Origin of the sequence: Mesorhizobium sp. M0663, assembly GCF_040320585.1 — a bacterium.
In the GTDB taxonomy this organism is placed as follows: Bacteria; Pseudomonadota; Alphaproteobacteria; order Rhizobiales; family Rhizobiaceae; genus Mesorhizobium.
Window position 1 is genome coordinate 1 of sequence record NZ_JAMYPX010000003.1, and the last position, 18433, is coordinate 18433.

The following is an 18433-nucleotide window of genomic DNA, read 5'->3' on the forward strand; positions in this document are numbered from 1 at the left end:
TGCCGGTCGATGCCATACCAAGCCGTCGAAAACTGCTTTCCCGGCCTTCAAAAAAGCCCCATTAACTCACCAACCAGGATTTCGCTTCCCGTGCAAAGCCCTCCCTGTGGGAGAAGGTGGATCGGCGCGCAGCGCCAAGACGGTTGAGGGGTGCTGGACGGAGTGCCGTCCTTGCCAAGCTGGAGCACCCCTCATCCGACCGAGCTTCGCTCGGCCACCTTCTCCCACAGGGGGAGAAGGGAGAGGCGCTGCTGCTGCCCCCGCTCCTCAAGCCCCCGCGCTATACGCCGCGATCGCCGCCATATTCACGATGTCGCTGTCCTTGGCATTCAGCGAGACGATCTGAACCGGCTTGTTCAGGCCGACCAGCAGCGGGCCGATGACGGTCGAGCCGCCGAGCTCCTGCAGCATCTTGGTCGAGATGGAGGCCGAGTGGAAGGCCGGCATGATCAGCACATTGGCCGGGCCGGTCAGCCTGATGAACGGGTACTGCGCCATGGCGCGGGCGTTGAGCGCCACGTCGGCGGCCATCTCGCCGTCATACTCGAAATCGACGCGGCGCTTGTCGAGGATGCGCACCGCTTCCTGGACGCGCTCGGAGCGTTCGCCCTGCGGATGGCCGAAGGTCGAATAGGCGAGCATGGCGAGCCTCGGCTCGTAGCCCATGCGGCGGGCGAAGCCGGCGGCCTCCTCGGCGATGTCGGCGATCTCGACGGCATCAGGCATGTCGTGCACCGCGGTGTCGGCAACGAGGACGGTGCGACCGCGCGCGAGCACGATCGACACGCCGATGACGCAGTGGCCGGGCCTTGCGTCGATGACGCGGCGGATGTCGTCGAGCGCCGTCGAATAGTTACGGGTAACGCCGGTGACGATGCCGTCGGCATCGCCCAGCGCCACCATGCAGGCGGCGAAATGGTTGCGGTCGTTGTTGATCAGCCGCTGGCAGTCGCGGAACAGAAAGCCTTTGCGCTGCATGCGCTCGTAGAGATAGTCGGTGTAGACCGAGTTGCGCCGCGACAGCCGCGCATTGATGATCTCGATGCCTTGCTTGCCGAGATCGATGCCGGCATTCCTGGCGTTTTCCTTGATGATGTCGTCGCGGCCGAGCAGGATGGCGGTGCCGAGCCGCTGGTTCACATAGGAGACGGCGGCGCGCATCACCTGCTCCTCCTCGCCCTCGGCAAAGACGATGCGCTTGGGCTGGCGGCGGACGCGGTCGTAGATGCGCTGCAGCGTCGAGGCGATCGGGTCGCGGCGGGCGGAAAGCTCCTGCGCGTAGCGGTCGAGATCGAGGATCGGCTTGCGCGCGACGCCGGAGTCCATCGCCGCTTTGGCCACCGCGATCGGAATGGCCGAGATCAGGCGCGGGTCGAACGGCACCGGGATGATGTAGTTGGGGCCGAATTTCGGCCGCATGCCCTGATAGGCGGCGGCGACGTCGTCGGGCACGTCCTGGCGCGCCAGTTCGGCGAGCGCTTTGGCCGCGGCGATCTTCATGTCGTCATTGATGGTGGTCGCCCGCACATCGAGCGCGCCGCGGAAGATGTAGGGGAAGCCAAGCACGTTGTTGACCTGGTTGGGATAGTCGGACCGTCCCGTAGCCATGATGGCGTCGGTGCGGATCTCGGCGACCTCCTCAGGCGTGATCTCGGGGTCGGGATTGGCCATGGCGAAGATGATCGGGTTCTTGGCCATCGACTGCACCATTTTGGTGGTCAGCGTGCCTTTGGCCGAGAGGCCGAGGAACACGTCGGCGCCGTCCAGCGCCTCGGCCAGCGAGCGCGCGCCGGTTTTCACGGCATGCGCCGATTTCCACTGGTTCATGCCTTCGGTGCGGCCCTGGAAGACGACGCCCTTGGTGTCGCAAAGGATGATATTCTCAGGCGCAAAGCCCATCGCCTTCATCAATTCGATGCAGGCGATGCCGGCAGCACCGGCGCCGTTGCAGACCATTTTCGTGGTCTTCATGTCGCGGCCGGTGATTTCCAGCGCGTTGATCAGGCCGGCAGCCGAGATGATGGCGGTGCCGTGCTGGTCGTCATGGAAGACCGGTATGTCCATCAGCTCGCGCAGCCGCTGCTCGATGATGAAGCATTCCGGTGCCTTGATGTCCTCGAGGTTGATGCCGCCGAAGGAGGGTCCAAGGAAACGCACGCAGTTGATGAATTCGTCGGCATCCTCGGTGTCGACCTCGAGGTCGATGGAATCGACATCGGCGAAGCGCTTGAACAGCACCGCCTTGCCTTCCATCACCGGCTTCGATGCCAGCGCGCCGAGATTGCCGAGGCCGAGGATGGCGGTGCCGTTGGAGATGACGGCGACCATGTTGCCGCGAACCGTGTAGTCGAAGGCGCGGCTCGGGTCCTCGGCGATGGCGAGAACCGGAACCGCGACGCCCGGCGAATAGGCGAGGCTGAGATCGCGCTGCGTCGCCATCGGTTTTGTGGCGACGATCTCCAGCTTGCCCGGACGCCCCATGGCGTGGAATTCCAGCGCCTCCTGGGCGCTGACGGAGGGCCCGTTGCTCTCGGTTTTCTTGGCCATGGTACTTTTGGTTTCCTCGCCCGTACGGCACCGCTTGAGATGGGTGCGCATGCTTTCTTTTGTGGAAGGTTCGGGATTAAGGCTACACTTCGCCGCTGTAAACCGCCAAGCATGGCTTGGAAAATTTTGGAAGCAGCTTCTTGAACGACGAGACGCCCATTCGAAGCGACAACGCCACGCCGGCCTTCGCGCCGGCGACGCCGATGATGGAGCAGTATATCGAGATCAAGGCGGCGAACCCGGATTCGCTGCTGTTCTACCGCATGGGCGATTTCTACGAGCTGTTCTTCGACGATGCCGAAAAGGCAAGCCGGGCGCTCGGCATCGTGCTGACCAAGCGCGGCAAGCATCAGGGGCTCGACATCCCGATGTGCGGCGTGCCGGTGCATGCCGCCGACGATTATCTGCAGAAGCTGATCGGCCAGGGGTTCCGCGTCGCTGTCTGCGAGCAGATCGAGGATCCGGCGGAGGCCAGGAAGCGCGGCGGCAAATCGGTGGTGCGCCGCGACGTGGTTCGGCTGGTAACGCCCGGCACCATCACCGAGGACAAGTTGCTGGCGCCGTCGGAATCGAGTTTTCTGATGGCGCTGGGACGGGTCAAGGGCGGCAGCAGCGATCACGCTTTCGCCCTAGCCTGGATCGAGATCTCGACCGGTGTCTTCCGCGTCGCCGAGACAACCGCCGACCGGCTGCTCGCCGATGTCTTCCGCGTCGATCCGCGCGAGCTGATCGTCGCCGAGCCGGTGTTTTACGACCCGGAGCTGAAACCGGTGTTCGACGTGCTCGGCCGTGTCGCCAGCCCGCAGCCGCCGTCGCTGTTCGATTCGGCTTCGGCCGCCGGCCGCATCGCCCGCTTCTTCGAGGTGGCAACGCCGGATAGTTTCGGCACGTTTTCGCGCGCCGAGCTGTCGGCCATCTCAGGCGTCATCGCCTATGTCGAGAAGACGCAGAAGGCCGAACGGCCGCCGCTGTCGCGGCCGCAGCGCGAGGAGCAGGGTTCGACGCTGTTCATCGACCCGGCGACGCGCGCCAATCTGGAGCTGCTGCGCACGCTGTCCGGCAGCCGCGAGGGGTCGCTGTTCAAGGCGATCGACCGCACGGTGACGGGTGGCGGCGCAAGACTGCTCGCCGACCGGCTGATGGCGCCGCTGACCGACCCGGCGGCAATCGCTGCAAGGCTGGACTCGGTGTCGTTCTTCCGCTCCGAGACGCGTTTTTGCCAGGCGGTGCGGGCAAGCCTGAAGAGCGTTGCCGACATGCCGCGCGCGCTATCCAGGCTGGCGCTCAACCGCGGCGGCCCGCGCGACCTCGGCGCGTTGCGCGCCGGTTTCGAAGCGGCCGGCGCCATCGCCGAACTGTTCGGCCAAACCGCCTTGCCGGCCGAACTGACCGCGGCGTTGGGAGCTATCAAGGCACTGCCCAGTGATCTGGCGACGCATCTGGCACAGGCGCTCAGCGACGAGCTGCCGTTGCTCAGGCGCGACGGCGGCTTCGTCCGCGGCGGCTACCACGCCGAACTCGACGAGATGCGGGCACTGCGCGACGAGTCGCGAAAGGTGATCGCCGGGCTGGAGCGTTCGCTGATCGACGAGACCGGCATCCGCTCGCTGAAGATCAGGCACAACAATGTGCTGGGCTATTATATCGAAGTCACCGCTAACCACCATGCGCTGATGACCGGCAGCGACGGCGCCAAGGCGCGCTTCATCCATCGCCAGACCATGGCCAACGCCATGCGCTTCACCACCACGGAACTCGCCGAGCTGGAAACCAAGATCGCCAACGCCGCCGACCGGGCGCTGGCGATCGAGCTTGCCGCTTTCGAGGCGCTGACGGCGGAAGTGGTCGACCAGGCCGACACGATCCGTGCCGGCGCCGAAGCGCTCGCCGTGCTCGACGTTTCGGCCGCACTTGCCTTGCTTTCCGAGAGCGAGGCCTGGTGCCGGCCGCTGGTCGATGCGAGCCTTGCCTTCGAGATTTCGGGTGGACGTCATCCGGTGGTCGAACAGGCGCTGCGGCGTTCCGGCGAAGGCCCGTTCGTCGCCAATGATTGCGATCTGTCGCCGCAAGGCGATGCCAAGGCCGGCGCGATCTGGCTGCTGACCGGCCCCAATATGGGCGGCAAATCGACCTTCCTCAGGCAAAACGCGCTGATCGCCATCCTCGCCCAGACCGGCTCCTTCGTGCCGGCGGCATCAGCCCATATCGGCGTCGTCGACCGGCTGTTTTCGCGGGTCGGCGCCTCCGACGATCTGGCGCGCGGCCGCTCCACCTTCATGGTCGAGATGGTCGAGACGGCGGCGATCCTCAACCAGGCAGGCGAACGCGCACTGGTCATCCTCGACGAGATCGGCCGCGGCACCGCCACTTTCGACGGCCTGTCGATCGCATGGGCGGCGGTCGAATATTTGCACGAGAAGAACCGCTGCCGGGCGATCTTCGCCACGCATTTCCACGAAATGACGGCGCTGGCCGGAAAACTGCCGCGGCTCTCAAACGTCACCATGCGGGTCAAGGAATGGGAGGGCGACGTGGTCTTCCTGCACGAGGTCGGCAAGGGTGCGGCCGACCGTTCCTACGGCGTCCAGGTAGCGCGGCTGGCCGGCCTGCCAGAGGCCGTCGTCGGCCGGGCCAAGGAAGTGCTGCACCAGCTTGAAGCCGGCGAGGTCTCGGGCAAGGCCAACCGTCTGGTCGACGACCTGCCGCTGTTTTCGGTGGCGGCGCAGCGGGAAGCGTCGAAGCCGGCGAAGAGTGATGGGCTGGGTTTGGCGCTAGCGGAGATCAATCCCGACGAGATGACGCCAAGGGAGGCGCTGGAGGCGTTGTACCGGCTGAAGGGGCTGGCGGGGAAATAGTGCTCGTCCGATAGCGCTCTACGGCACCCCCCTCTGTCCTGCCGGACTGTCCGGCAGGACAGAGGGGGGTGTGACGGAACGCTGCTTTGGCTTGCCTTCCGCCCCACCCCTCAAATCATCGCCAGGCACGACTTCCGCCTCGGCGGTGGGAAGGCGCGGTCAATTTCGGCGAAATCTTCGCTCGTGAGCTCGATCTCCAACGCCGCGACATTCTGCCGGATATGCTCCGGGCGGCTGGCCTTCGGAATGGCAATCACGCCCTCCTGCGCCATCACCCGGGCAAGTGCGATCTGCGCCGGCGTCGCACCGTGGCGGGCGGCGATGGCATCTAACCTGGCGTTGCGCGCCAATACCCCCTGATCGACCGGCGAATAGGCCATCAGCGGCATGCCGCGTTGCCGGCTCCACGGGGCGAGGTCGAACTCGACGCCGCGCTGCGACAGATTGTAGAGCACCTGGTTGGTCTGGACGTTGCCGCCGGCCGGCAACCGAACCAGCTCTTCCATCTCATCGGTATCGAAATTGCTGACGCCCCAATGGCGGATCTTGCCGGCCGCCTTCAACGCTTCGAACGCCTCTACCGTTTCCATCAAAGGAACGCTGCCCGGCCAATGCAGCAGATAAAGATCGATGCGGTCGGTGGCGAGATGCCTCAGGCTGTTCTCGCATGCCCGTTTCACGCCGGCACGTGAGGCATTGGACGGCAGCACCTTGGAGACCAGGAAGACCTCGTCGCGGCGCCCGGCGATGGCCTCCGCCACCACCTCCTCGGCGCCGCCGCTGGCATACATTTCGGCGGTGTCGATCAGCGTCATGCCGAGATCCAGCCCGAGCTTCAGGGCATTGGCCTCGTCGCCACGGCGGCGGCCGTCTTCGCCCATCTTCCAGGTGCCCTGGCCGAGCACCGGCACGGCTTCGCCGCAGGGCAGGGAGGTCGTTCTTATCGTCGATGGCATGGCATGCTCCAGTCCGAGGCCCGGATAGCACCATAGCCGCCAAGGGAAATCCAGGCGAAGCAGAAATCCAGGTGAAGCCTCTCGCCTGGATTCCTCGATAGCGTGACGCCTACTTCGCCGGATGGGAGGCAAGCCAGTCCTGCATCTGCTTGATCTCGGCCTGCTGCGCGGCGATCACCGCTTCGGCCAGCTTGCGGATTTCCGGGTCCTTGCCATTGGCGAGCTCGATCTTGGCCATGTCGATGGCCGCCTGGTGATGCGGGATCATGCCGCGGGCGAAATCGACATCGGCATTGCCGGAATATTCGATTGCCATCATGTCGGTATGCATCTTGTCCATCGCCGCCTTGTAGCCCTCGGTCGAGGGGCTCTGCGCGCCCATTGCGCCCATGTCGTGCTTCATCTCCTCGGCTTGTGCCGGAACGCTTTCGAGGAAAACGGCAAGCAGCATTCCCGCCGCCATCATCAGCAGCACGATCTTCTTGGCCAAGGTCATTCATCGTCTCCTTTTTTGAACAGGGTCTATCTGGAAGTTTTACTCAGAGTTTCAACGTCCTGAGCCGCAATGCGTTGGCGATGACCGAAACCGAAGACAGGCTCATCGCCGCCGCCGCGATCATCGGCGACAGCAGCGTGCCGGTGAGCGGATAAAGCACGCCGGCAGCAACCGGCACGCCGAGCACATTGTAGAGGAAAGCGAAAAACAGGTTCTGGCGGATGTTGCGGATCGTCGCGCGGGCCAGCGTCCTCGCCCTGACGATGCCGTTGAGATCGCCCTTGACCAGCGTAATTCCCGCACTTTCGACCGCAACATCGGCGCCTGTGCCCATGGCGATGCCGACATCGGCGGCGGCAAGTGCGGGCGCATCGTTGACGCCGTCGCCGGCCATGGCGACGCCGGCACCGCCGGCACGCAATTCCTCGACCAGCGCGTTCTTCTGTTCGGGCAAGAGCCCGGCACGCACCGCGTCGATGCCGAGCTTGGCTGCGATGGCTTTCGCCGTGCGTTCGTTGTCGCCGGTCGCCATGACGATCTTCAGCCCGCTGTCATGCAGTGCCTTGATCGCCTCGGCGGTCGTCGCCTTGATCGGGTCGGCGACGGCGACGAGGCCGGCGAGCCGGGTGCCGACAGCAACGAACATCGCGGTCTTGCCGTCGGCCTGCAGCGCCCCGGCGCTGGCCAGGACCGACGCCGTGTCGATGCCGAGATCGGCCATCTTCGCGGCATTGCCGAGCGCCACCTTCTGTCCTGAGACCGTGCCGGAAACACCCTTGCCGGTGACGGCCTCGAAACCGCTCGCGTCGGGGACCTTCACGCCGCGTTCGCGGGCGCCGTCGACGATCGCCTCGGCCAGCGGATGCTCCGAGCCTTTTTCCAGCCCGGCGGCGAGCGCCAGCAGCTCGTCCTGTGCCATGCCCTCGACGGCGACGACGTCGGTCAGCCGCGGCCGGCCTTCGGTCAGCGTTCCCGTCTTGTCGACGATCAGCGTGTCGACCGAGGCAAAGCGCTCGAGCGCCGCCGCTTCCTTGATCAGCACGCCGGCATGCGCGCCGCGCCCGGTGGCGGTCATGATCGACATTGGCGTGGCAAGGCCGAGCGCACAGGGGCAGGCGATGATCAGCACCGAGACCGCCGAGACGATGGCAAACACCAGGCTGGGTTCCGGTCCGACGATCGCCCAGGCGACGAACGCTATGATGGCGACCAAAACCACGGCCGGGACGAAGTAGAACGAGACGCGGTCGGCCAGCCCCTGGATCGGCGCGCGTGAACGCTGCGCCTTGGCGACCAGCTCGACGATGCGCGCCAGCGTCGTCTCGGCGCCGATCTTTTCGGCGCGCATGATCAGCGAACCGTTCTTGTTCAGCGTGCCGCCGGTGAGGTTGTCGCCTTCGGTCTTCTCGACCGGCAGCGGCTCGCCTGTGATCATCGATTCATCGATGGAAGAGCGTCCTTCGAGCACAATGCCGTCGACCGGCACGGCGTCACCGGGGCGGATGCGCAGGCGGTCGCCGGCCTTGACCGTATCGAGCGGCACGTCGTTTTCGGAACCGTCCGCGCCGATCAGCCGCGCCGTCTTCGGCGCCAGGTCGAGCAGCGCACGGATCGCCGACCCGGTTTTCTCGCGGGCGCGCAATTCCAGCACCTGGCCGAGGAACACCAGCGCAACGATCACCGCCGCCGCCTCGAAATAGACCGGCACGGTGCCGTCATGGCCGCGGAACTGGTGCGGAAAGAGGCCTGGAAACAGCGTGGCGACGACGCTGTAGAGATAGGCCGCACCGACGCCGAGCGAAATCAGCGTCCACATATTGGGGCTGCGGTTGAGGACCGAGTTCCAGCCGCGATGGAAGAACGGGAATGCCGCCCACAGCACCACCGGGCTGGCCAGCGCCAGCTCCAGCCAGACCTTCGCGCGGTCGTCGATGAAGGCCTGAAACGTCAGGCCGAGCATCGGCGCCATGGCGATGAGCAGCAACGGCACGGACAGCACCGCGCTCACCCAAAAGCGCCTGGTGAAGTCGACCAGTTCGGGGTTAGGTCCCTCGTCGCCGGTCGGCACGCCCATCGGTTCGAGCGCCATGCCGCAGATCGGGCAGGAGCCGGGCTTGTCGCGGATGATTTCCGGATGCATCGGGCAGGTGTATTGCGTGCCCTTGGGCATCGGCTGCGGCGCCGGCCTGTCGCCGAGATATTTTGCCGGCCCGGCTTCGAACTTCGCCTTGCAGCCGGCCGAGCAGAAATAGAAGCCCCGGCCCTCGTGCCGCAAAAAGTGCTTGGCCGTGGCGCGATCGACGCTCATGCCGCAGACGGGATCGGTTGCGGTCAGGTATTTTTCCGGCTCGGCGACGAATTTCGCGCGGCAGCTCTCGCTGCAGAAATGATAGCGATGGCCGTCATGCTCGGCCGTTGGCTTGCCGGCAGCCGGATCGACGGTCATGCCGCAGACCGGATCGCGGACGACGGCGTCCGCAGCAGAGGAGACGCCTTTTGCCGAGCAGCAGCTGCCATGGGCGTGATGATGGTGATCGGAATGCGTCATGCCGAAAGCCCCTGTAGTTCGGTGTTGCGGCGGAGGTAGTGCTTCCAGTAACTGGAAGGTCAAGGGCTGATTTCGATTTTTCGTGGCCAGGCCCAAACTGCACCGGCCGCGGGCATGAGACGATCGTCCCGTTCCACGGCTGCGGAGAACGCGTCCGTCCGCCCCATACCCAGCGCCGCGAAAACGCGCTATAGACGCCGCCGAAACGGCGAGGCCGAACGGCATTTATGGCAAGAATATCCCTGAAGCTCGAGGAACTGATCGACGGCGAAGCCTTGCGCCGCGAGATGACCGAACTGACCGAGGCGACGGCAGGCGACGGCTCCGGCAAGGCCGCGCGCAGCGGCGTTCTCAAGCTTCTCAAAAGCCGGCTCGCCGACGGCCGCACGGTCGCCGAACGCATGCTGATGGACGATGGCAGCGGTACCGCCTGCGCCGCCCGGCTGTCGCATCTGATGGATGAGATCATCCGCGCGCTCTACGACTTCGCCGCCACCCATGTCTATCGCGTCAAAAACCCGTCATCGGCCGAGCGCATGGCGGTCGTGGCCGTCGGCGGCTATGGCCGTGGCACGCTGGCGCCCGGGTCTGACATCGACCTGCTGTTCCTGCTGCCCTACAAGCAGACGCCATGGGGCGAGCAGATCGTCGAATACATGCTCTACATGCTGTGGGACCTGGGGCTGAAGGTCGGCCACGCCACCCGCAACATCGACGAGTGCCTCAGGCTGTCGCGCACCGACATCACCATCCGCACCTCGATCCTGGAGGCGCGCTTCCTGTGGGGCGAGCAAAAACTCTACGACGAGCTTTTGCAGCGCTTCGACCACGAGGTGGTGCGCACCACCGGCCCCGAATATGTCCAGGCCAAGCTCGCCGAACGCGACGAGCGCCACGCCAAGGCCGGCGAGAGCCGTTACCTGGTCGAACCCAACGTCAAGGACGGCAAGGGCGGCCTGCGCGACCTGCAGACGCTGTTCTGGATCGCCAAATATTTCTACCGCGTGCGCACCGGCGAGGAACTGGTCGACAAGGGCGTCTTCACCGACGCCGAATACAGGGAATTCCAGAAGGCCGAGGATTTCCTATGGGCGGTGCGCTGCCACATGCATTTCCTCACCGGCAAGGCCGAGGAGCGGCTGCATTTCGACATCCAGCGCGACATTGCCGAGCGGCTGGGCTACACCACCCATCCCGGCCTGTCGGCGGTCGAACGCTTCATGAAGCACTACTTCCTCGTCGCCAAGGATGTCGGCGACCTAACCCGCATTTTCTGCGCCGCGCTCGAGGAGGAGCAAGCCAAGCATGTGCCGGGCTTCAACCGCATCTTCCTCACCTTCTCGCGGCGCAAGCGCAAGCTCGCCGGCACGGCCGATTTCATCGTCGACAACCACCGCATCAACATTGCCGACGACGAGGTGTTCGAGCGCGATCCGGTTAACCTGCTCAGGCTGTTCTGGTTTGCCGACAAGCATGGCCTGGAATTCCACCCCGATGCGCTGAAGCTTTTGACCCGTTCGCTCGGCCTCGTCGGCAAGGCGCTCAGGCGCGACGAGGAGGCCAACCGGCTGTTCCTCGATATCTTGACCTCGGACCGCAATGCCGAGCTCAATCTGCGGCGCATGAACGAGGCCGGACTGCTGGCAAAGCTGATCCCGGATTTCGGCAAGATCGTCGCCATGATGCAGTTCTCGATGTACCACCACTACACGGTGGACGAGCACCTCATCCGCTGCATCGGGGTGCTGGCCGAGATCGAGCGCGGCGACGGGGAAAAGATCCATCCACTCGCCCACTCGCTGATGCCGGGGCTGAAGAAGAGCCGCGAGGCGCTCTATGTCGCCGTGCTGCTGCACGACATCGCCAAGGGCAGGCCGGAGGACCATTCGCAAGCCGGCGCCAGGATCGCCCGGCGCATCTGCCCGCATATGGGGCTCTCGCCGGCCGACACCGAAACGGTCGCCTGGCTGGTCGAGAACCACCTCGTCATGTCGATGACGGCGCAGACCCGCGATCTCAACGACCGCAAGACGATCGAGGATTTTGCCGCCATCGTGCAGTCGGTCGAACGGCTGAAGATGCTGCTTGTGCTTACCGTCTGCGATATCCGCGGCGTCGGGCCTGGGGTCTGGAACGGCTGGAAGGGCCAGCTGCTGCGTACGCTCTATTACGAGACCGAGCTTTTGTTGACCGGCGGGTTTTCGGAGGTGTCGCGCGCCAAACGGACGGCGGCGGCGCGCGAACAACTGGCCGAGGCGCTTGCCGACTGGCCGGAAAAGGCCCGCAAGCGTTATGTCGGCCAGCACTACGAGAACTATCTGCTGGCGGTCGATCTTCCCGACCAGCTCCGCCATGCCGAATTCATCCGCGAGGCCGATCACGCCGGCAAGAAGCTCGCCACCATGGTGAAAACCCACCAGTTCGAGGCGGTGACCGAGATCACGGTGCTGGCGCAGGACCATCCGCGCCTGCTCTCGGTGATTGCCGGCGCCTGTGCCGCGGCCGGCGGCAACATCGTAGACGCGCAGATCTTCACCACCTCGGATGGTCGGGCGCTCGACACCATCCTGATCTCGAGGGAGTTCGACCTCGACGAGGACGAGCGCCGCCGTGCCGAGCGCGTCGGCCGGCTGATCGAGGACGTGCTGTCGGGCAAGAGCTGGCTGCCCGAAATGATCGAGAAGCGGACCAAGCCGCGGCGCGGCGCCAAGGTTTTCCGTATTCCGCCACGCGCCGAGATCCGCAACACGCTGTCGAACCGTTTCTCGGTGATCGAGGTCGAGGGGCTGGACAGGCCGGGCCTTCTGTCGGAGATCACCGGCATGTTGTCGGACCTGTCGCTCGACATCGCCTCGGCCCACATCACCACCTTCGGCGAAAAAGTCATCGACACGTTCTACGTCACCGATCTCACCGGCCAGAAGATCGACAGCCCGTCGCGTACGGCGACCATCCGCAACAGGCTGATCGCGGTGCTCGAGGGCACGGCGTCCGAGCGCGGCAAGACCAAAACGGCCGCCGAGTGACTGTTACCTTCCATTTGCCCCAATCGCACAGGCAGTCTTCAAGCGCATGAGCCTTGTCAAGAAATTCGCCACGGTCGCTTCCGGCACGCTGATGAGCCGCGCCCTCGGTTTCGGCCGCGAGATGCTGATGGCTGCCGCACTCGGCACCGGGCCGATCGCCGACGCCTTCAACGCCGCCTTCCAGTTTCCCAACACCTTTCGCCGGCTGTTCGCCGAAGGCGCCTTCAATGCCGCCTTCGTGCCGCTGTTCGCCAAGGAGATCGAGACACACGGCACCGACGGCGCCAAGCGCTTTTCCGAAGAGGTGTTCGGCGTCTTGTTCACGGCGCTTCTGGCGCTGACCATCGCCATGGAACTGGCGATGCCGCTGATCGTGCGCTACCTGGTGGCGCCGGGCTTTGCCGACACGCCGGGAAAATTCGAGACGACGGTGGCGCTGGCGACCGTCATGTTCCCCTACCTGATCTGCATGTCGCTCGGCGCCATGATGGCCGGGATGCTGAATTCGCTGCGCCGCTATTTCGCCGCTGCGGTGGCGCCGGTGTTCCTCAACGTCATCCTTATCGCCGTGCTTGCCTATGCCTGGTACAAGGGTTCGGACGCCGGCACCGTTGGTTTCGGCCTGGCCTGGGGCGTGCTGGCGGCCGGCCTGGTGCAGCTGGCGATCGTCTGGGCGGCGGTGCGCCATGCCGGCATTTCGATCGGCTTCCGGCGGCCGAAGATGACGCCGAACGTCAAGCGGCTGCTGATCCTGGCGCTGCCGGCGGCGATCACCGGCGGCATCACCCAGATCAACCAGCTGATCGGCACGGCGATCGCATCGGCGCAGGACAGCGCGGTGTCGTCGCTGGCCTATGCCGACCGCGTCTACCAGCTGCCGCTGGGCGTCGTCGGCGTCGCCGTCGCCATCGTGCTTTTGCCGGAACTGTCGCGGGCACTGAAATCAGGCAATCTGGTCGAGGCCGCCAATCTGCAGAACCGCTCGGTCGAGTTTACCCTTTTCATGACCTTGCCGGCGGCGGCCGCGCTGCTGGTTATGTCCGAGCCGATCGTGCGGCTGGTCTATGAGCGCGGCGCCTTTGCCGCCAACAATTCGACGCCGACGGTCGCGGCAATCCTGGCGATCTTCGGCCTCGGCCTGCCGGCCTTCGTGCTGATCAAGGCGTTCACCCCAGGCTATTTCGCCCGCGAGGACACGCGCACGCCAATGATTTTTGCCGCCATCTCGGTGGCGGTTAACATTACGACGGCGCTGACGCTGTTTCCGACGATGGGCGCGCCCGGCATTGCGGTTGCCTCGGCCGTCGCCGGCTGGGTCAATGCGGCGATGCTGCTCGCCGTGCTGATCCGGCGCGGCCATTGGGGCCGCGACGTGCCGCTCATGAAACGCATCCCGCGGCTGGTGCTGTCGGCGGCGGTGATGGCCGCGGCGCTCTATTTTGCCGAGCATTGGTTCGCCGCAAGGCTCGCCTCCGGCTCGCCGCTGGTGATCAAGGCGGTAACGCTGCTAGCGCTCGTCGCCGGCGGGGCGCTGCTCTACTTCATCACCGCCTTCGCCATCGGCGGCGCCGATTTCGGCATGATCCGCCGCAATATCGGGCGCAAGGGCTCCCAACCAGTCAAGCAACAGTCTCCAGATCCGTGAAACGGAATTCGTCCGCCGTCGAAAGCATCGGAACGGCGTAGTAGCGCGCGCAGGCGTAGTGGAAACAGTCGGCCATGTTGAGGCGGCCAGCGTTGTTGCGAAACCGCGACGCAGCCTCGACTGACAGAGATGCTGCGTCAGAGGGAGGCGGAAGTTCCCGCAAGGTGATTCCACGCTCTTCGAGAAAACGGCTGACTATCTTGAAGCTTGTGGCGACCGGTACGGCTAGCTTTTCCGATCGCGAAAGCGCCATCGCGGCTTCCCAAACCGCGATAGCCGACGTGAACGGAGCCGACGCCTTCATGACCGCCTGCGCGCAGCGCGGGGCTTCGGTCTCGTTGCTCAGTATTGCAACGATAGCGGCTGCATCGATGAACATCAGTCTTCGCCGGACAATTCGTCGTAGACCGCGCGCGGCAGCGGCTTGCGCGCCTGCTCGCTCAGCTCAATACCGAACTCGGCCCGGAGCCGTGCCGCCGTCTCCAGCGGCGTCTCGCGATTGCGCCGGCGCTCCAAGGCTTCGCGCATGGCGATCACGATTGCCTCGGTGATCCCGACACCCTCAAGCCTGGCAAAAGCCCGCGTCAGGCTGTCCGCTTCCTTGTTGTTGATGTTGATCGTCATTGTTTTGCTTCCGCTGTGTAGCAAATACTATGTAGCTATCTACATCAGTCCGTCAATGTGGCCCTAAGCCAAATCGAAGCGATTGCCGAGGCGAGCTATTTTGTTCTTGCTTTGTGCCGGCAGCTATGCTAGTAACTTCGGTATGGGTGCTCATTGGCGCCGAAGACCCGCCGCAAGGCGGGTTTTTGTTTCTGGTCGGCGTCATCCCCTTCAAACAGCCTCCTGCGGCGTCTTGCTCGGCCGACGCCAAAGCCTGCGCGCCCAGTCAATACCCCTCTTGATCGCCTCCTCGCTCTCGTCCATAAGCGCGCCGTCGCAAGACTTTCGCCGCGCGCGAAACGGCCCTCCACAAGCCAGGGAAACACTATGACCGACCTCAACCAGCCCGCCTTCAAGCCGCTCGTGTTTTCCGGCGTCCAGCCAACCGGCAATCTGCATCTCGGCAATTATCTCGGCGCCATCAAGAAATTCGTCGCCCTGCAGGACACTTCCGACTGCATCTATTGCGTCGTCGACCTGCATTCGCTGACCGCGCAGCTCGTCTATGAGGACCTTCAGGACCAGACGCGTTCGATCACCGCGGCGTTTCTCGCCTCCGGCATCGACCCGACCAAGCACATCGTCTTCAACCAGTCGCGGGTGATGCAGCACGCCGAGCTTGCCTGGATCTTCAACTGCGTGGCGCGCATCGGTTGGATGAACCGCATGACGCAGTTCAAGGACAAGGCCGGCAAGGACCGCGAGAACGCCTCGCTCGGCCTGCTTGCCTATCCCTCCCTGATGGCCGCCGACATCCTTGTCTACCGCGCCACCCACGTGCCGGTCGGCGACGACCAGAAGCAGCATCTGGAGCTGACCCGCGACATTGCGCAGAAATTCAACAACGACTTTTCAGACCGCATCGCGGCGCTTGGTGTCGGCGTCGAGATGCAGGTCGGCGAAGAGACGGTGAACGGCTATTTCCCACTGACCGAGCCGGTCATCGGCGGCCCGGCGGCGCGCATCATGTCGCTGCGCGATGGTTCGAAGAAGATGTCGAAGTCCGACCCGTCGGACCTGTCGCGCATCAATCTGACCGATGATGCCGATGCCATCTCGAAGAAGATCCGCAAGGCCAAGACCGACCCGGAGGCTTTGCCCGGCGAACTGGACGGGCTTGCCGGTCGGCCGGAAGCGGAAAACCTCGTCGGCATCTATGCCGGCCTCGCCGAAATCTCGAAAGAGGCCGTGCTGAAAGAGTTCGGCGGCCACCAGTTTTCGGTGTTCAAGCCGGCGCTGGCCGATCTTGCCGTGGAAAAGCTGGCGCCGATCGCCGGCGAGATGCGCCGCATCTCCGCTGACCGCGCCTATGTCGACGCGGTGCTGCGGGATGGCGGCGAGCGTGCCGGCACATTGGCCGAAGCGACGATGAAGACCGTGCGCGACATTATCGGCCTGCTGCAAGGCTGACCTTAGAGCGGCGCCCTGTCGCCACAGCCGCCGGTCGCTTGCGGGCGGGCTGTGGCGGTGGCAGATTGCGAACCGAAACCATCGAACAGGGTGAATATGGTCTCCAAACGCCTCAGCCGCGAAGCCGGTCATCGTCGCAAGTTCCTGGCGATCATCGACGATACGCCAGAATGCGAGCGCGCCGTCGCCTACGCCTCGAAGCGGGCGCAAAGCACGGGCGGCGTACTGGTGCTGCTCTATGTCATCGAGCCGGATGATTTCCAGCACTGGCTGGGCGTCGAGAAGATCATGCGCGAGGAGGCGACCGCCACGGCGCGTGCGGCACTCGACAGCTACGCCAACAAGGTGCGCCAGAAGCTCGGCATCGAGCCGGAACTGGTGGTGCGCGAAGGCAAGCCGACCGAAGAGATCCACAAGCTGATCGAGGAAGACCAGGACATCGCCATCCTGGTGCTGGCGGCAGGCGCCGGCAAGGAAGGGCCTGGGCCGCTGGTCGGCGCGGTCGCCGGCAAGGGCGCCGCCTTTCCGATTCCGGTCACGGTGGTGCCGCAGAACCTGTCGGACGAAGAGATCGACAGCCTCGCCTGAGCGCGCCTCGCTCAAGGCAGGGGTAAAACATTCCGCCTGCCGCTTCCGCCGACGATGCCTTTCGCTTGAATGTCGGGCGGATAAAGCCTAATTAGAATTATTCCAAACTAGCTGCCCGAAACGGGCACGGAGACGGCCATGTTCATCCAGACCGAGTCGACGCCAAACCCGGCGACGCTGAAATTCCTGCCCGGCAAGGAAGTGCTGCAAGAAGGCACCGCCGATTTCCGCGATGCCGATAGCGCCGCGACGGCTTCGCCGCTCGCCGGCCGGCTGTTCGAAATCCCCGGCGTCACCGGCGTCTTCTTCGGCTATGATTTCATCACCGTGACCAAGGACGGCCCCGACTGGCAGCATCTGAAGCCGGCTATCCTCGGCGCCATCATGGAGCATTTCATGTCCGGCGCCCCGGTGATGGCCAAGGCCGGCCCCGCCGCCGAGACCAGCCAGACCGGCGAATTCTACGACAAGGCCGACGAGGAGTTGGTCGTCACCATCAAGGAGCTGCTCGACACGCGGGTGCGCCCGGCGGTGGCCCAGGACGGCGGCGACATCACCTTCCGCGGCTTCGAGAACGGCACCGTGTTCCTGCACATGAAGGGCGCCTGCGCCGGCTGCCCGTCGTCGACCGCGACGCTGAAGCACGGCATCCAGAACCTGCTCCGGCACTTTGTGCCGGAAGTGCAGCACGTCGAACAGGTCTCCTGACGCACCGTTCCATCGTCAACATCGATAGACAACAAAAAACCGGGCCAAAGTGCCCGGTTTTCTGTTTGCGACGTCTGTGTTGTTGCCTAGACGGTCCGCGTATAAGGGTCTTATATCACGATGACCTTGGCGCCGACCGAGGTGCGGTCGTAGAGGTCGATAATGTCCTGGTTCATCAGCCGGATGCAGCCCGACGACATCGCCTTGCCGATCGAATTCCATTCCGGGCTGCCATGCAGGCGATAACCCATGTCGCCGCCCTTGTTGAACAGGTACATGGCGCGCGCGCCGAGCGGGTTCTTCAACCCCGGGTCCATGCCACCGGCAAACTTGGCCAACTCCGGCTGGCGCTTGATCATCTGCGAAGGCGGTGTCCAGGTCGGCCATTCGCGCTTCAGCGCGATATGGGCGGTGCCGTGCCATTCGAAACCCTCACGGCCGACGCCGATGCCGTAGCGCATCGCTTCGCCGTCGCCCATGACGAAATAGAGGAACTTGTTCTGCGTATCGACGATAATGGTGCCCGGCTTTTCCTTGGTGTCGTAGTCGACGATCTGCCGGCGGTATTTGAACGGCACCTTTTCGATCGGAACGCGCGGCAGGTGATAGCCGGCGTCGGTCACCGCGCCGTAGTTGTTGGTGAAGATCTGCGAGCCGATGGTGCTGCAACCGGCGACAGCCGTCGACAGCGCCAGGGCCGCGACGATTGCAAGTGACTTCATGCGCATGAAAAGGTCCGATGCCTGCCCAAACAACAGCGGCTCGAGTCGGCCGCTTTTTTCATCTTCATTCATGCTGGCATTTGCTTTGCTTGCCAAGCGGGCGATGCCTATATCCTTGGACTTGTGTGCTGGTAAACCTGCGACTATGGCATTTCGGCAACAGCCCCCGCAGGATTATGTTGCAAAATCAATGGGCCAAGAACAAGAACCAGGAGACGAAGAAATCACCCATGAATGTCGGTGACGCTGCCCGGCGCTCTGGCCTGCGG

At 64.5% G+C, this 18433-nt stretch carries 13 protein-coding genes; 6 read left to right on the forward strand and 7 right to left on the reverse strand.

Going from position 1 to position 18433, the window contains the following annotated elements:
- Positions 1-267 precede the first annotated feature (267 nt).
- Complete coding sequence (locus tag NKI54_RS06470; RefSeq protein ID WP_352448507.1) at positions 268-2547, reverse strand: NADP-dependent malic enzyme; 2280 nt, start codon at positions 2545-2547, stop codon at positions 268-270.
- A gap of 203 nt (positions 2548-2750) precedes the next feature.
- Here NKI54_RS06470 and mutS point away from each other — a divergent pair, with 203 nt between their 5' ends.
- A complete protein-coding gene (gene mutS / locus NKI54_RS06475; protein WP_352635865.1) occupies positions 2751-5402 on the forward strand; it encodes a DNA mismatch repair protein MutS in 2652 nt (883 codons plus the stop codon).
- Positions 5403-5512: 110 nt separating this feature from the next.
- On the opposite strand, the gene NKI54_RS06480 is transcribed toward mutS, so the two are convergent.
- The 3 genes from NKI54_RS06480 to NKI54_RS06490 form a co-directional block, all read right to left on the reverse strand.
- Entirely contained in the window at positions 5513-6358 is an 846-nt protein-coding gene (locus tag NKI54_RS06480) for an aldo/keto reductase (RefSeq protein ID WP_352635855.1), read from the reverse strand.
- 109 nt (positions 6359-6467) lie between these two features.
- Positions 6468-6854, reverse strand: a complete 387-nt coding sequence (copM, locus tag NKI54_RS06485; protein ID WP_352635853.1) for a CopM family metallochaperone — start codon at positions 6852-6854, stop codon at positions 6468-6470.
- A gap of 43 nt (positions 6855-6897) precedes the next feature.
- A complete protein-coding gene (locus tag NKI54_RS06490; protein WP_352635851.1) occupies positions 6898-9402 on the reverse strand; it encodes a heavy metal translocating P-type ATPase in 2505 nt (834 codons plus the stop codon).
- 227 nt (positions 9403-9629) lie between these two features.
- Here NKI54_RS06490 and NKI54_RS06495 point away from each other — a divergent pair, with 227 nt between their 5' ends.
- Positions 9630-12428: a [protein-PII] uridylyltransferase gene (locus tag NKI54_RS06495; RefSeq protein WP_352591208.1), complete on the forward strand. Its 2799-nt coding sequence runs from the start codon at positions 9630-9632 to the stop codon at positions 12426-12428.
- A 46-nt stretch (positions 12429-12474) separates the two neighbouring features.
- The gene (gene murJ / locus NKI54_RS06500) at positions 12475-14073 is read left to right on the forward strand and encodes a murein biosynthesis integral membrane protein MurJ (protein ID WP_352635849.1); all 1599 of its coding nucleotides are present in this window, start codon (positions 12475-12477) and stop codon (positions 14071-14073) included.
- On the opposite strand, the gene NKI54_RS06505 is transcribed toward murJ, so the two are convergent.
- Positions 14048-14452, reverse strand: coding sequence for a type II toxin-antitoxin system VapC family toxin (locus NKI54_RS06505; protein WP_352455043.1), 405 nt, complete (start codon positions 14450-14452; stop codon positions 14048-14050). The two genes, murJ and NKI54_RS06505, sit on opposite strands and share 26 nt — an antisense overlap.
- Positions 14452-14697, reverse strand: coding sequence for a type II toxin-antitoxin system VapB family antitoxin (locus tag NKI54_RS06510; RefSeq protein ID WP_352635847.1), 246 nt, complete (start codon positions 14695-14697; stop codon positions 14452-14454). The genes NKI54_RS06505 and NKI54_RS06510 overlap by 1 nt, the downstream gene beginning before the upstream one ends.
- A gap of 366 nt (positions 14698-15063) precedes the next feature.
- On the opposite strand from NKI54_RS06510, the gene trpS reads away from it, so the two are divergent.
- From trpS to NKI54_RS06525, 3 genes are all read left to right on the forward strand, one after another.
- A complete protein-coding gene (gene trpS, locus NKI54_RS06515; protein ID WP_352690993.1) occupies positions 15064-16146 on the forward strand; it encodes a tryptophan--tRNA ligase in 1083 nt (360 codons plus the stop codon).
- Between the two features lie 96 nt (positions 16147-16242).
- Complete coding sequence (locus NKI54_RS06520; RefSeq protein ID WP_023717912.1) at positions 16243-16734, forward strand: universal stress protein; 492 nt, start codon at positions 16243-16245, stop codon at positions 16732-16734.
- 138 nt (positions 16735-16872) lie between these two features.
- Complete coding sequence (locus tag NKI54_RS06525) at positions 16873-17442, forward strand: NifU family protein (RefSeq protein WP_023676386.1); 570 nt, start codon at positions 16873-16875, stop codon at positions 17440-17442.
- 110 nt (positions 17443-17552) lie between these two features.
- Here the strand turns inward: NKI54_RS06525 and NKI54_RS06530 are convergent, their stop codons facing one another.
- Complete coding sequence (locus NKI54_RS06530; protein ID WP_352591300.1) at positions 17553-18170, reverse strand: L,D-transpeptidase; 618 nt, start codon at positions 18168-18170, stop codon at positions 17553-17555.
- Positions 18171-18433 lie beyond the last annotated feature (263 nt).

Bases quoted from the DNA above. Each gene is read 5' to 3' on its own strand.
- mutS (WP_352635865.1), top strand. From the start codon at position 2,751: ATGATGGAGCAGTATATCGAGATCAAGGCGGCGAACCCGGATTCGCTG.
- NKI54_RS06490 (WP_352635851.1), bottom strand. From the start codon at position 9,402: ATGACGCATTCCGATCACCATCATCACGCCCATGGCAGCTGCTGCTCG.
- NKI54_RS06470 (WP_352448507.1), bottom strand. From the start codon at position 2,547: ATGGCCAAGAAAACCGAGAGCAACGGGCCCTCCGTCAGCGCCCAGGAG.
- NKI54_RS06520 (WP_023717912.1), top strand. From the start codon at position 16,243: ATGGTCTCCAAACGCCTCAGCCGCGAAGCCGGTCATCGTCGCAAGTTC.
- NKI54_RS06505 (WP_352455043.1), bottom strand. From the start codon at position 14,452: ATGTTCATCGATGCAGCCGCTATCGTTGCAATACTGAGCAACGAGACC.
- murJ (WP_352635849.1), top strand. From the start codon at position 12,475: ATGAGCCTTGTCAAGAAATTCGCCACGGTCGCTTCCGGCACGCTGATG.
- NKI54_RS06525 (WP_023676386.1), top strand. From the start codon at position 16,873: ATGTTCATCCAGACCGAGTCGACGCCAAACCCGGCGACGCTGAAATTC.
- NKI54_RS06495 (WP_352591208.1), top strand. From the start codon at position 9,630: ATGGCAAGAATATCCCTGAAGCTCGAGGAACTGATCGACGGCGAAGCC.
- NKI54_RS06530 (WP_352591300.1), bottom strand. From the start codon at position 18,170: ATGCGCATGAAGTCACTTGCAATCGTCGCGGCCCTGGCGCTGTCGACG.
- copM (WP_352635853.1), bottom strand. From the start codon at position 6,854: ATGACCTTGGCCAAGAAGATCGTGCTGCTGATGATGGCGGCGGGAATG.
- trpS (WP_352690993.1), top strand. From the start codon at position 15,064: ATGACCGACCTCAACCAGCCCGCCTTCAAGCCGCTCGTGTTTTCCGGC.
- NKI54_RS06510 (WP_352635847.1), bottom strand. From the start codon at position 14,697: ATGACGATCAACATCAACAACAAGGAAGCGGACAGCCTGACGCGGGCT.
- NKI54_RS06480 (WP_352635855.1), bottom strand. From the start codon at position 6,358: ATGCCATCGACGATAAGAACGACCTCCCTGCCCTGCGGCGAAGCCGTG.